Source organism: Halorubrum marinum (assembly GCF_048381195.1).
Taxonomy (GTDB): domain Archaea; phylum Halobacteriota; class Halobacteria; order Halobacteriales; family Haloferacaceae; genus Halorubrum.
On sequence record NZ_JBLWMM010000006.1, the window covers coordinates 722,378 to 737,465 of the forward strand.

General features: G+C 63.3%; 15 protein-coding genes. 8 read left to right on the forward strand and 7 right to left on the reverse strand.

Annotated features, from left to right (window positions below):
* The first annotated feature begins 32 nt into the window (after positions 1 to 32).
* Both ACNSN4_RS13060 and ACNSN4_RS13065 read left to right on the forward strand, forming a co-directional pair.
* The gene (locus tag ACNSN4_RS13060) at positions 33 to 611 is read left to right on the forward strand and encodes a helix-turn-helix transcriptional regulator (RefSeq protein WP_418286255.1); all 579 of its coding nucleotides are present in this window, start codon (positions 33 to 35) and stop codon (positions 609 to 611) included.
* 167 nt (positions 612 to 778) lie between these two features.
* Positions 779 to 1,075 carry a hypothetical protein gene (locus ACNSN4_RS13065; protein WP_418286256.1) on the forward strand — a complete coding sequence of 99 codons (297 nt, stop codon included), beginning with the start codon at positions 779 to 781 and terminating at the stop codon, positions 1,073 to 1,075.
* 60 nt (positions 1,076 to 1,135) lie between these two features.
* Here ACNSN4_RS13065 and ACNSN4_RS13070 read toward each other — a convergent pair whose 3' ends face one another.
* The gene (locus ACNSN4_RS13070; protein ID WP_418286257.1) at positions 1,136 to 3,334 is read right to left on the reverse strand and encodes a copper-translocating P-type ATPase; all 2,199 of its coding nucleotides are present in this window, start codon (positions 3,332 to 3,334) and stop codon (positions 1,136 to 1,138) included.
* Between the two features lie 265 nt (positions 3,335 to 3,599).
* Here ACNSN4_RS13070 and ACNSN4_RS13075 point away from each other — a divergent pair, with 265 nt between their 5' ends.
* Positions 3,600 to 3,941: an SHOCT domain-containing protein gene (locus ACNSN4_RS13075; RefSeq protein ID WP_418286258.1), complete on the forward strand. Its 342-nt coding sequence runs from the start codon at positions 3,600 to 3,602 to the stop codon at positions 3,939 to 3,941.
* Positions 3,942 to 4,153: 212 nt separating this feature from the next.
* Positions 4,154 to 5,404: an RNA-guided endonuclease InsQ/TnpB family protein gene (locus ACNSN4_RS13080; protein WP_418286373.1), complete on the forward strand. Its 1,251-nt coding sequence runs from the start codon at positions 4,154 to 4,156 to the stop codon at positions 5,402 to 5,404.
* A gap of 345 nt (positions 5,405 to 5,749) precedes the next feature.
* Here the strand turns inward: ACNSN4_RS13080 and ACNSN4_RS13085 are convergent, their stop codons facing one another.
* A complete protein-coding gene (locus ACNSN4_RS13085) occupies positions 5,750 to 6,568 on the reverse strand; it encodes a hypothetical protein (protein ID WP_418286259.1) in 819 nt (272 codons plus the stop codon).
* Between the two features lie 10 nt (positions 6,569 to 6,578).
* Positions 6,579 to 7,037: a hypothetical protein gene (locus ACNSN4_RS13090; protein ID WP_418286260.1), complete on the reverse strand. Its 459-nt coding sequence runs from the start codon at positions 7,035 to 7,037 to the stop codon at positions 6,579 to 6,581.
* A 74-nt stretch (positions 7,038 to 7,111) separates the two neighbouring features.
* Here ACNSN4_RS13090 and ACNSN4_RS13095 point away from each other — a divergent pair, with 74 nt between their 5' ends.
* The 3 genes from ACNSN4_RS13095 to ACNSN4_RS13105 all read left to right on the forward strand — a co-directional run bounded on the left by ACNSN4_RS13095 (position 7,112) and on the right by ACNSN4_RS13105 (position 9,504).
* The gene (locus tag ACNSN4_RS13095) at positions 7,112 to 7,546 is read left to right on the forward strand and encodes a hypothetical protein (RefSeq protein WP_418286261.1); all 435 of its coding nucleotides are present in this window, start codon (positions 7,112 to 7,114) and stop codon (positions 7,544 to 7,546) included.
* 162 nt (positions 7,547 to 7,708) lie between these two features.
* On the forward strand, positions 7,709 to 8,692 hold the full coding sequence (locus ACNSN4_RS13100; protein WP_418286262.1) for a DUF7544 domain-containing protein: 984 nt from the start codon (positions 7,709 to 7,711) through the stop codon (positions 8,690 to 8,692).
* Complete coding sequence (locus ACNSN4_RS13105) at positions 8,689 to 9,504, forward strand: CPBP family glutamic-type intramembrane protease (RefSeq protein WP_418286263.1); 816 nt, start codon at positions 8,689 to 8,691, stop codon at positions 9,502 to 9,504. Before ACNSN4_RS13100 ends, ACNSN4_RS13105 begins: the two co-directional genes overlap by 4 nt.
* A 24-nt stretch (positions 9,505 to 9,528) precedes the next feature.
* Here ACNSN4_RS13105 and ACNSN4_RS13110 read toward each other — a convergent pair whose 3' ends face one another.
* Positions 9,529 to 10,410: a DUF3267 domain-containing protein gene (locus ACNSN4_RS13110; RefSeq protein WP_418286264.1), complete on the reverse strand. Its 882-nt coding sequence runs from the start codon at positions 10,408 to 10,410 to the stop codon at positions 9,529 to 9,531.
* A 127-nt stretch (positions 10,411 to 10,537) separates the two neighbouring features.
* Here ACNSN4_RS13110 and ACNSN4_RS13115 point away from each other — a divergent pair, with 127 nt between their 5' ends.
* Positions 10,538 to 11,422 (forward strand): CPBP family intramembrane glutamic endopeptidase, encoded by an 885-nt coding sequence (locus ACNSN4_RS13115; protein WP_418286265.1) that lies wholly within the window; start codon positions 10,538 to 10,540, stop codon positions 11,420 to 11,422.
* 257 nt (positions 11,423 to 11,679) lie between these two features.
* On the opposite strand, the gene ACNSN4_RS13120 is transcribed toward ACNSN4_RS13115, so the two are convergent.
* The 3 genes from ACNSN4_RS13120 to ACNSN4_RS13130 form a co-directional block, all read right to left on the reverse strand.
* Positions 11,680 to 12,543, reverse strand: coding sequence for an ABC transporter permease subunit (locus ACNSN4_RS13120; protein ID WP_418286266.1), 864 nt, complete (start codon positions 12,541 to 12,543; stop codon positions 11,680 to 11,682).
* Positions 12,540 to 13,460 (reverse strand): ABC transporter ATP-binding protein, encoded by a 921-nt coding sequence (locus tag ACNSN4_RS13125; RefSeq protein WP_418286267.1) that lies wholly within the window; start codon positions 13,458 to 13,460, stop codon positions 12,540 to 12,542. Before ACNSN4_RS13125 ends, ACNSN4_RS13120 begins: the two co-directional genes overlap by 4 nt.
* Positions 13,461 to 13,944: 484 nt before the next feature.
* On the reverse strand, positions 13,945 to 15,018 hold the full coding sequence (locus ACNSN4_RS13130; RefSeq protein ID WP_418286268.1) for an aldo/keto reductase: 1,074 nt from the start codon (positions 15,016 to 15,018) through the stop codon (positions 13,945 to 13,947).
* Positions 15,019 to 15,088: the final 70 nt, after the last annotated feature.

The window sequence follows — 15,088 nt, forward strand, 5'->3', positions numbered from 1 at the left end:
CGGACGAGAACGTTCCGCCGAGTGATCGACCAGTGACGCGCTCGAAATTGGATGTCGCCGTCGGCGGTCTCGTGGTAGCCGTGCTCATCGTCGGCGTCGCCGTGACGCTGCAGACGTATCGGGCGTCAACCGGCGGGATGGGTCACGGCTGGACGATGCATGGCGTCCATCCGGCGTGGAATCTGCTCGGAGCACTGCTCGTCGCGGCCGTCGTCGGCGGAGTGTACTTGCTCATCCGGGAGCAACTCCATCGGGGCGTGGCGTCCGGAGAACCGTCCGAAAGACTCGACGAGACTCGAAGTGAGGGCAATAGTCTGAACGACGAGATAGAACAGGAGCCCGAACCCGTCGACTCGTCCGAAAAACAAGAAGCGGCCGAGCGGGACGTGCTGACGTACCTCCCCGAAGACGAACGTCGGGTCCTCCGTCCGGTGATTGAATCGCCCGGACTCACCCAGATCGAGTTGCGTGATCGCTCCGATTTCTCGAAGAGCAAGGTCAGCCAAACGGTTTCGGCGCTCGAAAAGCGAGGGCTACTCTACCGGGAATCACAGGGGCGGACGTACCGCGTGTACCCTGACGACGACCTTCGACCGCGTTCCGATCGGTAGCTCTTCCGACAGAACCCCCGTGAATCCCGTCCACTGGACGGAGAAACGATCTCTTGTATACTAAACGTTTAAATCCGTGTATAGACGTTCTCCGTCGATCTCATGGTTGTGTTCGCACCCACATCCACAAAATCACCCGTCCCGTATCCACACCTGGGGAGACCTCAATGAACACGACACCACTCAAACTGGCGCTCGTCGTCGTCGTCGGGCTGGGATTGTTCGGTGCGGTGGCGACCGTCGGTGCACACGACGCGGGCGGCCACGCCGAAACCGAACTGCCAGCGTGGAGCGACCACGCTGACAACGAATTGATCGGCTGGATGGACGGCTACATGCACGGCGACCACGCGCACGGCGAACATCGCGACGGAAACCACGCGCACGGCGAACATCACGACGGAAACCACGCGCACGGCGAACATCGCGACGGAAACCGCACATACGGTGAGGGCCACTGCTAGCGAGACGATCTGACACGAGCCGACTTTAGGCGGCTACAAGCGAACTCGGTACGGGAAGGGCTACTCGATGTCCGCCCGCCGGAGTCGCTGGGCGTTGATGGCGACGATAACGGTACTCGCGGACATGAGCACGGCCCCGACCGCGGGCGACAGGAGGATGCCGATCGGCGCGAGGATCCCCGCGGCGAGCGGCAGTGCGAACACGTTATACCCGGTCGCCCACACGAGGTTCTCCTGCATCTTCCGGTAGCTCTTCTTGCTCAGTCGGATCAGCCGGACCACGTCGACGGGGTCGCTCTCCACGAGGACGATGTCACCGGCCTCCACGGCGACGTCCGTCCCCGACCCGATGGCGATGCCCACGTCGGCACGCGTGAGCGCCGGCGCGTCGTTGACGCCGTCGCCGACCATCGCGACCGCCTTCCCCGCGTCCTGTAGTTCGACGATCTTCTTGTCTTTGTCCTCGGGCAGCACCTCGGCGAACACGGTGTCGACGCCGAGCTGGTCAGCGACGGCCTCAGCGACGTCCCTACTGTCGCCAGTGAGGATCGCGACCTCGATCCCCATCCGGTGAAGGGAGTCGACCGCGCTCGCGCTCTGTTCGCGGATGACGTCTGCGAGAGCGACGGCCGCCACTACTCGGCCGTCGCGAACGAGGTAGACGACGGTCTGTCCCCGCTCCCCGGCGTCGTCCGCGAACCTAGTGAGGGAGTCGGGAACGTCGGCGTCGAGATGGGTCAGGAGGTTCGGCCCCCCGACGTGAAGCGGGTCGCCATCGACGGTCGCCCGCACGCCTCGCCCTTTCAGCGCCTCGAACCCGGTCGCATCCGGAGCGTCTACTCCACGTGCCGTCGCCTCGTCTCGAATCGCCCGGGCGATCATGTGTTCGGAGTCGCCTTCGACGGCAGCCATCAGCGAAAGCGCGTCAACCTCGTCGATGTCCTCGGTCGCGATATCGACCACGCCCTGTTCCCCTTTCGTGAGCGTTCCCGTCTTGTCGAACACGACGGTGTCGAGGTTTCGCGCCTCCTCCATCGCAATGCGGTCCCGGACGAGGATGCCGTTTCTCGCGGCGGTCGTCGTGTTGATGGCGACGACGAGCGGGACGGCGAGTCCGAGCGCGTGCGGACACGCGATGACGAGCACGGTGACGACGCGCTCGACCACCGTGAGGCCGAAGCCGACGGCGACCGTCCACGCGACCGCGGTTATCGCCGCGACGGCGAGCGCGACGTAGAACAGCCAGCCTGCGGCCCTGTCGGCGAGCACCTGCGTCCGCGACTTGCTTTGCTGTGCTTCCTCGACGAGTCGCATGATGCCCGCGAGCGCCGTTTTCTCACCGGTCGCCGTGATCCGGATCCGAAGGCTACCGTCGCCGTTTATCGTCCCGCCGACGACCTCGTTGCCCGGCTCCTTCGAGACCGGTTTCGACTCGCCGGTGATCATCGACTCATCGACGTTCGAGTCACCCTCCTCAACGACGCCATCTGCGGGAACGTTCGCCCCGGGACGAACGAGGACGAGGTCGTCCTCGCGGAGATCGTCGAGCGGAACCTCCTCGACGTCGCCGTCGTCGGTGATCCGCTCGGCGGTATCGGGCATCAACTCGGCCAGTTCGTCGAGCGCTCCCGACGCCCGACGGACGCTTCGCATCTCGATCCAGTGACCGAGCAGCATGATGACGATGAGCGTCACGAGTTCCCAGAAAAAGCCCATCGCCCCCGGAATCACCATCGCCGCGAGGCTGTAGACGAACGCGACGGTGATCGCCATCGAGATCAGCGTCATCATCCCCGGCTCCCGGTTCGCGAGCTCCGTCCGCGCCATCTTGAGGAACGGCACGCCTCCGTACGCGAACACGACGACGGCGAGCCCCGCCGCAATCAGGTTCGACCCCGGGAGCGGCGGTGGCGTGTACCCGAGTAGGTCCTGAACGAACTCGCTGTAGACGACGACCGGAACAGAGAGGACGAGACAGATCCAGAACCGGCGTCGAAACATCTGCTCGTGACCGCTGTGGTCGTGTGTCGCTCCGTGATCCTCGTGCGCATCGTGTCCGTCATCACTCTTCGGGCCTCCGTGGTCGGCGGCGTGACCCTCGCGGTGACCGTGCCCGTCGTGGCCTTCCTCGACCCCGTGGCCGTCGGTGGGTTCCGAGTCCGTGGGGGTCTCTTCCTCGCGGTGAAGCTCGCAGACGCGGCAGCACGGACACCGCTTACTGGTCGGCCGGTCGCGAGGCGAACCGCCGTGTTGGGTCATCTGGTATACCTCTCAGTAATCGAGGGGCCCGGGAAGGCTCCGGTTGGATAGCGATTCTGATTTTGCATATCCTACACATCACAGGCTTAATTTATGTCACTTGTTGCTATGTTCTCGGTATATAACCGAACGCGCGATTTTGAAACAAAAGTTTCGAGGGACGTTGACGGTGACGATCGACCTGAGAAGCGTGTGAGTTCGGGGGTTCCTGTGCGTTCGAATCTGAACGAATACGTGCTTAACTGAGGAGCCCGTATGCGAGAGTATGGCAGACAACGACTCACTACTCAGGGTTCTCGTCGCGCTTGGAGTACTGGTACTCGCCGTGCCGCTACTCATGATGGCCGCCATACTGCCGATGGTGGGTTTCGTTGGCTGGGGTACCTACGTGAACGGTCACATGGGTATCAGCTGGATGTGGATGTTGATCGGATTCGTTCCGCTTGTCGTCCTCGCCGTTCTCGGGTACGTCGCGTACCGAGCACTGACCGAGCGGAGTGACGGGAGCGACCCCGCAATGAAGGAATTGCGGCGTGCGTATGCACGCGGGGATCTCACGGACGAGGAGTTTCAGACGCGAAAAGAAGTGCTCGAATCCGATCGATAGGACGGAGTGGTTCCGTTGAAACCCCATTCATAACGATGTTCTCGTCTGAAACCGCCGGTCGCTGAAAAGTGCCTATCTTTCTACGAGGAGAGAATCCCGGCGTTTACGCCGGGAGTGAATCCGACAACACTGACATAATCCATCACGGACGGCTGGTCGGATATTCTACACTCATCCACATCATTAAGTAGGTTTGATTACATAGTCTATGTATAGCGATTAAGGCCACGCGCACCTACGTTGGTTCTATCCAGAACCACCAACAGGTTTGCGATGGTCTTGATTCGCTCGGTGATTCTGCCTCGAAGATTTGGAACGTCGCACGGTGGACATCTGATCGCATCTGGGATGCAACCGGCGAGATCCCGAACGGTAGTGTGCTGAAATCGTATATGAAGAACCAGTCGTGCTGGAAAGACTTGAACGCACAATCCAGTCAGAAAGTCATTGAAGAACTTTCTGACGCCTTCCAGTCATGGTTCGACTTGCGACACAACTCCAGTGAGGCGAATCCCCCCGGCTACCGCAAACACGGCGACACCCGACCCAAGAGTACGGTGACGTTCAAAGAAGACGGGTTCAAACACGACCCTGAGAACAACCGCGTCCGACTCTCGAAAGGCTCAAATCTGAAAGAACACTTCTCAGATTTCCTACTCTGCGAGTACCAGACTCGACCAGACGTTGATCTCTCGGAAGTCAACAGTGTACAGAACGTTCGAGCCGTCTGGAACGGCGACGAATGGGAATTACATTTCGTCTGCAAAGTCGAACTCGAAACGACCGACTCAGCAGGCGACGGCGTGGCCGGAATCGACCTTGGTATCAAGAATATTGCCACGGTCGCGTTCCCGGACGAATATGTGTCGTACCCCGGTAACTCGCTCAAGCAAGACAAGCACTACTTCACACGTGCTGAGTACGACACCGAGGGAGAGAACGGCCCGTCAGAGAAGTCGATGTGGGCACGTCGGAAACTCGCTGACCGCGAAACCCATTTTTACCACACGCTGACGGACGCCATCATCACGGAGTGTGTCAAACGCGGTATTGGCACGCTCGCGGTGAGCTGGCCTGAAGACGTGCGAGAGTCAGACTGGGGCAAAACCGGGAATAAGAAACTGCACTCGTGGGCGTTCGACCGCATCTACCAGTACCTCGAATACAAAGGTGAGATGCGCGGTGTTGAGGTGCTGAAAGAGAACGAGTGGAACACCTCGAAAACGTGTTCACGGTGTGGGGACGACACGAAATCGAACCGTGTCGAACGTGGCCTGTACGTTTGCTCGTCGTGCGAGTTAGTAGCCAACGCGGATTGCAACGGAGCGGAGAATATGCGACAGAAGATAACTCCGAGTCCTCACGGCGAGGATAGGAGTAACGGCTGTGTGGCACAGCCATCGACACACCTGTTCGACCGCGAGAGCGGGATGTTCAAAACGAGAGAACAGGTCGTGTCGTAGACCAGCAAATATCCCACCTGCGGCACGGGAAGCCTCGCCGTCGTCGGGCTCTGCCCGACTGCCTGAGGGATCTCTGATCCCTCTCCGTTTACGGCGAGGAGGATGTCACGCAGCTATCATCGGTGTATTATTGATCATTGGCTCAACTGTCGTGTTCTTTTCCGACTCGACGCCGCAAGCAGACCACATCTACAATCGTGGTGGCGGAGTCTGATCACTCAATATGAACGACTGATTATCAGTGACGAGGATCGCGAACAGCAACCTCACAGCGCCGGAGCGAAGTCTGCTGCCGTCGAACTAGCGAAGGATTTCAATACGGCGAAACTGAGAGCGGTGTCCGGGTCACCCGTCAGCTCCACTGGAACCGAGGCGTCCCGAGAGCCGCGATCGGAGAGCGTTCTCAAGGAGGCCGACAATCGCGAAACCGACGGCGAGCGGTCCGAGCAGGAGGAGAAACACCGGTCCGCCTTCCCCGCCGACGAACGTCTGGTTCAGCAGGACAGGCACGACGAGCGCGAGGAAACACGCGCTCGGCGCGACCAGCCCGCGGGCGACGGCGGCACCGACGGGGACCGCAGCAGCGAGCGCGGTCGTCACGGCGAGCACGGGAACGATCCCGGCGGGATTCACGCCGATTCCCGCCATCCACGCCACGACGGCGACGCCAAACGCGCCCCCGACTGCCCCTGCCACGAGAGCCGTCACACGTCGGCCTAACGGCAGCGGCGGCAGGTTCCGGAGCTGCCCGTCGCCGATCCCGTAGTGGTAGCGGAGGCCGTACTCGACGGCGGCGAGGACGACGAGCGTCGCGAGCCAGACGTACCACGTCCCCGCGTAGCTCGTGAGGTAGACGGCGCCGTCGACGACGAGGTACCCTCCGAGTTCCGACCACTCCGGCGCCGGCGAGGCGACGTCCCGATACGTCGCCCACGCGAGCAGCGTGGAGAGCCCGACGAGCGGCGACAGCAATCGCGTGTGGGCGGAGCAAAGCACGGCGAGGAACCCGAACGCGAAGACGAACGCCGCACTGGAGACCGAGGCGAGCGGCCACAGGGAGTCGGGAACGTGACCGAGCCAACGGAACAGGAACTCGACGACGCCGAGATGGGCGACTCCGGCGATTACCGCGACGAGAAGCGTGCGAAGTGAGGGCGAACTCATCGCGACCGCCTCACGCGGACTCCGCGACGACGCCGAACGAGAATGCTGCCGCACTCACGGGATCGGCACTGGATAGGCCGAGCACGGTGAACGCCGTCTGAATGAGCGTGACAGCGATCAGGGCGCCAATGTACGTCCCGAGCGTGCCGAGCAGACCGGCGACCGGCCCGAAAAACGGAACGTCCGATGGGAGGAGTCGCCACACGGCGACGCCGACCACGAGCGCGGACGGAACCACGACCGGGACTGCGATCCCGGCGAGCGCGAACCACGCGAAGCCGTCGTTCGACGACAACAACCCGACGGTCTCGCCACCGATCGCGGCGACGGCGACCAGGAACGTCGCGGCGAGTGCAGCGCTCGCGGCCGCACAGCCTGCACCGATATCCGGTCGATCTGCGCCGGGAAGCCGTCCGGGTCCGTACCTAGTACACGCGCGATGGAGTGAATCCGGGGGGAGGGACCTCATACGTGCCAGTTCCGGGAGCGAGTTCAAAGAATTTGTCCCGATCGAATTTTGTGAGTCGGCGTCGAGAGAGACGTATGAGTTCGCTACTGACGCTCGAGGCGATCTCGCATCGCCCACGAGCACTGCTGTACCCGCTGGGAGTCTGGGTCGTGATGGCCATCATCGCCGTTGCAAATGGCGGCTTCCGGGAACTCGTTCTGATCCCTCGGTTCGGCGACTATCCGGGACACGTGTTGAGCACTGCGTTGCTCGTCATCGCGATTCTCGTCGTCTCGTTCGGGTTCTTCTGGTCGATATCGATCGCGTACTCCCGGCCGGAGCTGGTGATCATCGGCATCGGATGGACGGTGCTGACCGTCGGATTCGAGTTTCTCGTCGGGTACGTCGAGGGTACGCCCGTGTCAGTGACACTCGGTCAGTACAACGTGCTGGCGGGACAAGTCTGGATCGCCGTACCGCTGACACTACTCGTCTCCCCGCTGTTGTTCGGGGCATACCTCGTGCGGTGACATCCTCTTCGCCGTAAACGGGGGATTCTCGCCGTGAAAAATCGGGACCGACCGTCAGCGGTCACGCTTCGCGCGTCAGCCGCATCATCGAAACACACCTGAGAGAAATCGGGGGGGTCCGCCACCAGAAGGGCTAACTATGCGGTTTGAGTATCTCGACCGATGTCCCTCCACGCAGTCGAAAACGTCGAGGAAGCGTTCAGCGTCACCCGAGAGTTTCTCACTCCCATCGACGTGCCCCGCTGGCTGAAGCTCGCGCTTATCGTGTTCTTCGTCGGAAGCGGTGTGAGCTTCCCTACAGCACAGTTCAACACGTCGACGCCGCCGGGAGACGCCTCTAACGGTGACATCCCGTTTAGCCTCCCAGTCGACGTGGTGACGCTCGTCGTCGTACTCGTCGGCGCCGGACTCCTCTTCGGGTTGCTGTTCGCGCTGATCGGAGCGATCATGGAGTTCGTGTTGATCGAGTCGCTCCGCACCGGGGACGTGTCGCTCCGACGCCACTGGGGTCGGCGCTGGCGCCAAGGACTCCGACTGTTCGGATTCCGGATCGCGATCGGGTTCCCACTGCTCGTCCTGTTCGCCGGTTGGTTCGCGCTGCTCGTCGTCCCGATCCTGACCGGGCGCGACCTCACGATCCCGTTTACGGCGTTCCTCGTCGGAATCCCGATAGTGTTCCTCATCAGCGTCCTGTATGCGCTGGTGTCAGGGCTCACGACTGTGTTCGTCGTGCCGCTGATGATTCAGGCGGACTCGGGCGTTCTCGCGGCGTGGGGCCGGCTCTGGGAATCGATCAAGACGGCGTGGAAACAGTATCTGGCGTACGTCGTGATCGCGTTCTTGCTAACTGTCGCGGCGGGGATCATCGCCTCGATCGCGGTCGGGATCGTCGCGATCGTGCTTCTCATCCCCGTTCTCGTCGTGGCCGCGATCACGCACGCGACGGTCTCGCTATCGTCGACGGCCGGGATCGTCGTCCTCATCGCGCTCGCGCTCCTGTTCGGACTGGCGACGCTCGTCGTCTGGACACTCGCACAGGTCCCCGTCGTGACGTATCTCCGGTACTACGCGCTGCTCGTGCTCGGTGATATCGAAGAGTCGTTCGACGTTCTCGTCGATCGGCGGCCGTCGACGGAGGAGCCATGAGCGACGAACCGCCGACATGGAGGGCAGCCGTACGCGGCGCCGTCGCGTTATTGGTGCTCGGGCTCGTCGGCGTCGCCGCGGTCGCGGTCTACTCCGTACCGGCCCTTCGAGCGATCCCCGAACTGGCGGTCCTGTCGTATCCGACGCTCGTGCTGATCGCGGCCGCGAACTCGACGGTGCTCCTCGCCGTGTCTGTGATTCTTGGTACGGTCACCGCTCCCCGGAGTGGACTGCACTCACACGTCTTCGCGTGGGCGTCCGGCGGTGCGCCGGACTGGGACGCGCTTCGACGATCACTGCCGCTCGCGGTCGGGCTGGGTGCTTTGCTGTTCGTCCTCGTCGCCGTCCTCGACGTCGTGTTCGCCCCGTTTACGGGACTCGAGTCAGTCGAACCCGTCGGGGAGGCGGCGGCGTTTGAAGCCTTGATCGCGTCGGTTCCGATGCGACTTCTCTACGGGGGAATCACGGAGGAGATCCTGCTTCGGTGGGGCGTCATGGCCCCGATCGCGTTCGTTCTCTGGTGGCTTCGAAACCGGATCGGCGGGCGGACGGAGACGCCGCCCGCGGCGATACTGTGGGTCGCCATCGTCGCCAGCGCGGTCGCGTTCGGCGTCGGCCATCTGCCCGCGCTGGCGTCGACGTTCGATCTCACGACCGCGCTGGTCGTCCGAACCGTCCTGTTGAACGCGATGGTGGGAGTGGCGCTCGGCTGGCTGTTCTGGCGTCGGTCGCTGGAGACGGCGATGGTCGCACACGCCGCCTTTCACGTCGCTCTCGTCGGCGTGTCCGTGGTCGGGACGCTACTGTTCTAGGCGGACTCGGTCGAGCGCAGTGGCTCACGCGGACCGTCGCCGGGCCCGGACGTGCGCGTAGACGACACCGACTGCGGCCCCGACGAGAAACACGCCGGAGCCCATCGAGAACTCGACGCCGCCGTCCGGCGTCCGAAGGAAACTGAACACGAAAAGCAGCGTGTCGGGAACACCGACCGTCAGCGAATCGACGCCGAGCGCCGTCAACGCAAGCGGAGTCACGACCCCGATCGTAATTGCAAGGGCCAACACGCCACCGGCAGTTCCGACGACGAGGTCCCACACCACTGTCGCCGGGGCGGTCTCCCAGCGTTCGAGCCCGGGTGGTCCGTACACTTCGAGGCCCGTCTCGCTGTCGACGACGGAGACGTCGGCCGGGTAGCTCAACAGCGTCAGCGCCATCCAGAGGTCGCCGACCGCGCCGCCGGCGTTCAACGCCAGCGGCACGGCGAGCCACGCCCACTCGAAGAGGACCATCACGGGGACACCAAGCAGGGTCAACAGGACCAACGGCGCGAGTGCGACGACGAGAAACTGGTTGCGGGTAAACCGGGCGTCGGTCGTTGCGAACGCGTACGGGAAGACGGCGTAGACGACGCCGAGCCCGTACCGTGGCGTTCCGCCGAACGCGCGGATCGCCGCCCCGTGACAGAGTTCGTGGAGAACGATCACGAGCACCATCGAGCCCACGGCGAACAGGAACGTGAGTCCGAGGTTCCACCAGCCGGCGGCCGCATCGAAACCGAACTCGGTGATGCCGGCGTCGCCCGTCGCGAGGTAGTACACGAGCAGAAAGCCGACCAGCGAGACGAGCACTCCGACGGTGCTCACAACGGTCCACTGAAGCACGAGCTGGCGCGACACGCCGAACTCTGCCAGTAGTTCGTCGTTAGTCTGTGGGGCCATTATTCACCCCCCACGGGTGGCTGAGGTATAGAACAAGCGCCTCCCGGAGATCATCAGACCCAACGGACCGAACTGATCCGCTCAGACCGTAGAAACGGTTTTCCTCAACGAAGTAGTCTAGGATCTGATGTACTTCTCACAAAACAGCAACGAACAGCCAGAGACCGAACATACGCGACTCGTCGGGTTCTTTGTGTTGACATTTGTCTTTTCATGGATGTTGTGGCTTCCAAAGGTCGCCGTAGCTTCGGGGGCTGAAACGGGAGTTGCGCTGATTGACCGCCTTATTATATTGATCGCCGCACTACCGGAAGTCGGCGCGTTCGGGCCCACGGTCGCGGCCGTACTACTTGTGTTTCACCACGCCGGACGGCGTGGCGTCACCCGTCTTCTCAGACGGGCAGTTGACTTTGCGTTTCCGCGCCGGTGGCTACTAGTTGTGGTCGCGTTGTTCCCGGTCCTCGCCGTTGGAGCACTCGGTGTCGCCGTTGTTTGGGGGGTTGACCCGACGCTACCGTGGGCGGGTGAGGTGTACGTCCTCCCCATCGCGTTCATCTACATTTTGCTTCTCGGAGGGCCGTTACAGGAGGAGTTCGGCTGGCGTGGCTACGCACTTGATCCGTTGATCGACCGATTCGGCGCACTGGTCGGGAGCCTTGGGTTGGGACTTGTCTGGGGAATCTGGCATCTGCCGTGGTTCTACATGCCGTCGATGACGCTGTACTACCAACGCCCCTTCATCGGATTCATAATCACGATAACGCTTCTGTCGGTGGTCATGACGTGGGTCTTCCAGAACACTGGTGGGAGCCTCGTCCCACTGATTCTGCTCCACGCCTCGTTCAACTGGTCTCTGTGGGCGTTCCCCGCGATCGAGTCCGACATCGGAGGGCAAGTGTTTATTATATTAGTACTCGCACTGACTCTGTCTATTCTCTTCCGCCACGGGACCACGAACTTCTCGTCGGACAATCAGTCACGGCGTGGCAAACGGCGGGATACCGACCACTGACTGCAGTGGAATACCCGTCACAGGTCCCACCGCGCAGACCATCTCTGAATCTCGCAGGGAGCTCTTGACAGTTAATGCGCAATTCCTCGTGATGAACGGTCTGTGAAGCCCGTAGACTGCTCGTCACAAGGCCGGGGTTTATCAGCAGTTTTAGACTTCAATAGAGCCAAATTGACCGTAGATTCAGGTTGCGTTTCGTAACCCGGTCGCCTCGGGATACCACCGGACGCCTCGTGGCGTCGACCGACAACCGCGAGTCAGAAGTCCGCGGCCTCGAATCGCGTGAAGCCGACGAGGAACGCGACGAGCGTCCAGAGCACGAGCACCAGAATTCCGATTTCGGGGGTAGTGTAGACGGGTTCGACCTCGGCGGGCGACACGCCGACGCCCGCCTGTCCCCCTGCGCCTACGCTCGCCGCGAGATCCGGTAGCAGCGCGACGACGGTCGAGAAGTACGCCGACGACGGCGACACCTGCATCACGGGGAAGATCCAGTCCGGCACGGACGTCGGCAGCGCGAACCCGTTGACCACGTACAGTATGGCCACCGGAACTACGTCCCAGAACAGTTCGAAGACGACGAAGAACCCGAGCGCGAGCGTCGTCGCACGCGTCGTCGACCCCGTCGTCGCGGAGAGCCCGACCATGATGCTCGCGTAGGCGGCCGCGAAACCGAGGGTTGCAACCAGAAACAGCACTATCGGAACGACGCTCACGGTACCGAGAAGCACCGCGCCGAAGCCGAGCCCGACGAGGAGCCCGACGACAAGTCCGAGCGCGAGGACCGTCGCTCGACCGACCGTCTTCCCGGCGTAGACGTGCAAACGGTTCGTGGGTAACGACAACAGGAGTTTGATGCTCCCGAGTTCGCGCTCGCCGGCGAGTGACTTGTAACAGACGACAATGGCGGCCAGCGGCACGAACAGGCTCGTGAGTCCAACCGTGAAGAACACGAGCCCGCCGAACGTCGCGCCGCCCGGTTCGCCGAACAGTTGCGGCACCTCGACGTAGGCGTACGACGAGAGCACCGACAGCAGAACGAAGACACTCACGAGCGCCCACAGCGCGCGGGACTGGACGGCGTCTCGGAAATCCTTTTTCGCGACGACGGCCCACGTCATATCCGAACCTCCTGTTCGTCGTTCGTGTAGCGGACGAACAGGTCTTCGAGCGAGGACTCGACGACCGAGAAGTCCCGTACCGGCGTCACGCTCGCGTCGATCGCCCGCAACACGGCGAACTTGGTGGCGTCGGCGACGACGACTCGGAGCCGTCCGTCCTGCGTCGAGGCGTCGGCCACCGACTCCAGCCCTGCCACTCGCTCGACGACGGCCTCCGAGGCGTCGGCGACGTCGACGTACAGCACCTCGCCCGTCTCGGAGGCGTCACGGAGGCCGTCGATGGTGTCGACCGCGACGAGCTCCCCGCGGCTGATTATCGCCACCCGGTCGCACACCGCCTCCACCTGTTCCATGATGTGACTGGAGAAGAACACGGTCGTGCCGCGGTCGTTCTCCTCGCGGATCAGCTCGCGCATCTCCCGCGCGCCGTTCGGATCGAGCCCCGTGGACGGCTCGTCGAGCACGAGCAGGTCGGGGTCACCGGCGAGCGCCATCGCGAGGACGAGTCGCTGTCGCATCCCCTTCGAGTAGCCCCCGGCCTTCCGGTCGGCGGCGTCGGCGATGCGCACCCGTTCGAGCAGCTCCGTCGGGTCGTCGTCCGCCTCCTTCAACTCCACGACGAACTCCAGATGTTGTCGCCCCGTGAGCCGGTCGTACACGTGGTAGCCGTCGGGGAGCACCCCGGTACGCCGGCGAACCGCCCGCCCCTCGGACTGGGCGTCGTGACCGAGCACCGTCACGGAGCCGCTCGTCGGCCGGACGAAGTCGAGGAGAATATCGATCGTCGTCGACTTTCCCGCGCCGTTCGGCCCGAGGAATCCGAAGATCTCCCCCTCCTCGATCTGGAGGTCGAGCTCGTTCACCGCGACGACGTCACCGTAGTGTTTCGTGAGGCCGTCGATGTCGATCGCCGTCATCCGCGGCCACCGTCTCCGAGCGCGCCGTCTCGGACTCCGTCGGGGTACGCCCCGATATGCGTTCGTACAGTGCTTCCCATGAGAGTGACCGACTCTCCGCGTGGGGATAACTGCATCCACCGCATGACACATCTACACGGCGACGAGACGAATCACGGGCAGTTTATAACCGTCAACCAGTTACTTCGCGTGTGGTGGCCATGACGATATGTTACCCCCTCTAAGCCCCTTGTGACGAAAGACTTCAACCGAGCCACCACTTCTACACGCCGAGCGACGGCACTTTGTCTTTGCGCGGAGCCCGCAGCAGGCAGGCCGGGCGTTTGTCACTGGACGAGCATAACGGTACCCCGATGACACGCTACGGCGAAAGTGGTTGGTACGGGTGTGCACAGCTCGCAGCCGGGCGGTTTCGACGTGAAACGGCGGGTGCGTCGCGGGGCCGTCAGCGCGTCTGGGGGCCGTCAGCGCGTCGGGGATACCGTCAGTACGACGCGGCGCGCTTGTCGAGGCCAGCCGCCTCGATATCCTCGCCATCGACGGAGGTCCGGAGCACGTCCATCCCGTCGTCCCGGTCGACGTCGAAGTTTCGCGCGTATAGCTCCTCCAGTCGCTCGTACTCGGCGTCGGAGAGCGGGGGCACGTCGCTCGCGGCGCTCCACTCCGCGATATCGTCGGCGTTCCGGAACGTGGGCGTGACGGAGGCGACCTCGTCGTGCGCGAGCAGCCACCGGATCGCGGCCTGCGCCATCGTCCGGGTGCCGTCGACGCCTTCGGGGGCTTCGAGGAACCGGATCGCCTCGACCTTCTCCCAGCCGGTCTCGTACCACTCCTTCGGACGGTGCGAGCGGTGGTCGCCGTCTTCGAGGACGGTGTCCGGCGTCACCTGTTCGTTCAACAGGCCCGAGGAGTGCGGAACCCGAGCGATGACCGACGTGTCGGAGCCCGTCTCGCGGATCGTGTCGACGAAGTGGCGGCCCGGCTCCTGTTCGAACAGGTTGAACACGGTCTGGACCGCGTCGAACTCCTCGTACTCGATTGCGGCGTCGCCCTCGGCGAGCCAGCCGATGGAGGGGCCGAGCGCCCAGCCGAGCGCCCGGACGCGGCCGTCGGCCTTCCACTCGCGGAGGAGGTCGCGGACCTCGGGCGTGACCTCGTCGACGTTCGCGTTGTGCAACTGGAGCACGTCGACGTAGTCCGTGTCGAGCCGGTCCAACGAGGCTTCGAACGCCTCCGTCAGGTACTCTTCGTTCAGCTCCTTCGGGAGCTCGCCGTGACCGGCCTGCGGGTTGTCGTAGAAGTCGTAGCCGATCTTCGTCGACAGCGTCACCTCGTCGCGGCGGCCGTCGATCGCCCGCCCGATGATCTCCTCGCTGTCGCCGTGGCCGTACACGTCGCCGGTGTCGACGTAGGTGACCCCCGCGTCGAGCGCGTCCTCGACCATCGCGACCGCCTGTGCGTCGGAGCGGTCTCCCCACCAGTCGGTGCCGACGACCCACGCGCCGAAGCCGATCTCAGAGACCTCGACGCCGGAGTTCCCGAGTTCGCGGTGCTGCATACCTCACTTTGGGGATCGGGACACTTAGCGGGTGCGGTCTCCCCCGCGCCGCGGGATCGCGGCCGGATGT

Excerpts from the sequence above, each read along its gene's own strand:
- ACNSN4_RS13065 (WP_418286256.1), top strand. The coding sequence starts at position 779 with ATGAACACGACACCACTCAAACTGGCGCTCGTCGTCGTCGTCGGGCTG.
- ACNSN4_RS13070 (WP_418286257.1), bottom strand. The coding sequence starts at position 3,334 with ATGACCCAACACGGCGGTTCGCCTCGCGACCGGCCGACCAGTAAGCGG.
- ACNSN4_RS13075 (WP_418286258.1), top strand. The coding sequence starts at position 3,600 with ATGGCAGACAACGACTCACTACTCAGGGTTCTCGTCGCGCTTGGAGTA.
- ACNSN4_RS13085 (WP_418286259.1), bottom strand. The coding sequence starts at position 6,568 with ATGAGTTCGCCCTCACTTCGCACGCTTCTCGTCGCGGTAATCGCCGGA.
- ACNSN4_RS13090 (WP_418286260.1), bottom strand. The coding sequence starts at position 7,037 with ATGAGGTCCCTCCCCCCGGATTCACTCCATCGCGCGTGTACTAGGTAC.
- ACNSN4_RS13095 (WP_418286261.1), top strand. The coding sequence starts at position 7,112 with ATGAGTTCGCTACTGACGCTCGAGGCGATCTCGCATCGCCCACGAGCA.
- ACNSN4_RS13100 (WP_418286262.1), top strand. The coding sequence starts at position 7,709 with ATGTCCCTCCACGCAGTCGAAAACGTCGAGGAAGCGTTCAGCGTCACC.
- ACNSN4_RS13105 (WP_418286263.1), top strand. The coding sequence starts at position 8,689 with ATGAGCGACGAACCGCCGACATGGAGGGCAGCCGTACGCGGCGCCGTC.
- ACNSN4_RS13110 (WP_418286264.1), bottom strand. The coding sequence starts at position 10,410 with ATGGCCCCACAGACTAACGACGAACTACTGGCAGAGTTCGGCGTGTCG.
- ACNSN4_RS13115 (WP_418286265.1), top strand. The coding sequence starts at position 10,538 with ATGTACTTCTCACAAAACAGCAACGAACAGCCAGAGACCGAACATACG.
- ACNSN4_RS13120 (WP_418286266.1), bottom strand. The coding sequence starts at position 12,543 with ATGACGTGGGCCGTCGTCGCGAAAAAGGATTTCCGAGACGCCGTCCAG.
- ACNSN4_RS13125 (WP_418286267.1), bottom strand. The coding sequence starts at position 13,460 with ATGACGGCGATCGACATCGACGGCCTCACGAAACACTACGGTGACGTC.
- ACNSN4_RS13130 (WP_418286268.1), bottom strand. The coding sequence starts at position 15,018 with ATGCAGCACCGCGAACTCGGGAACTCCGGCGTCGAGGTCTCTGAGATC.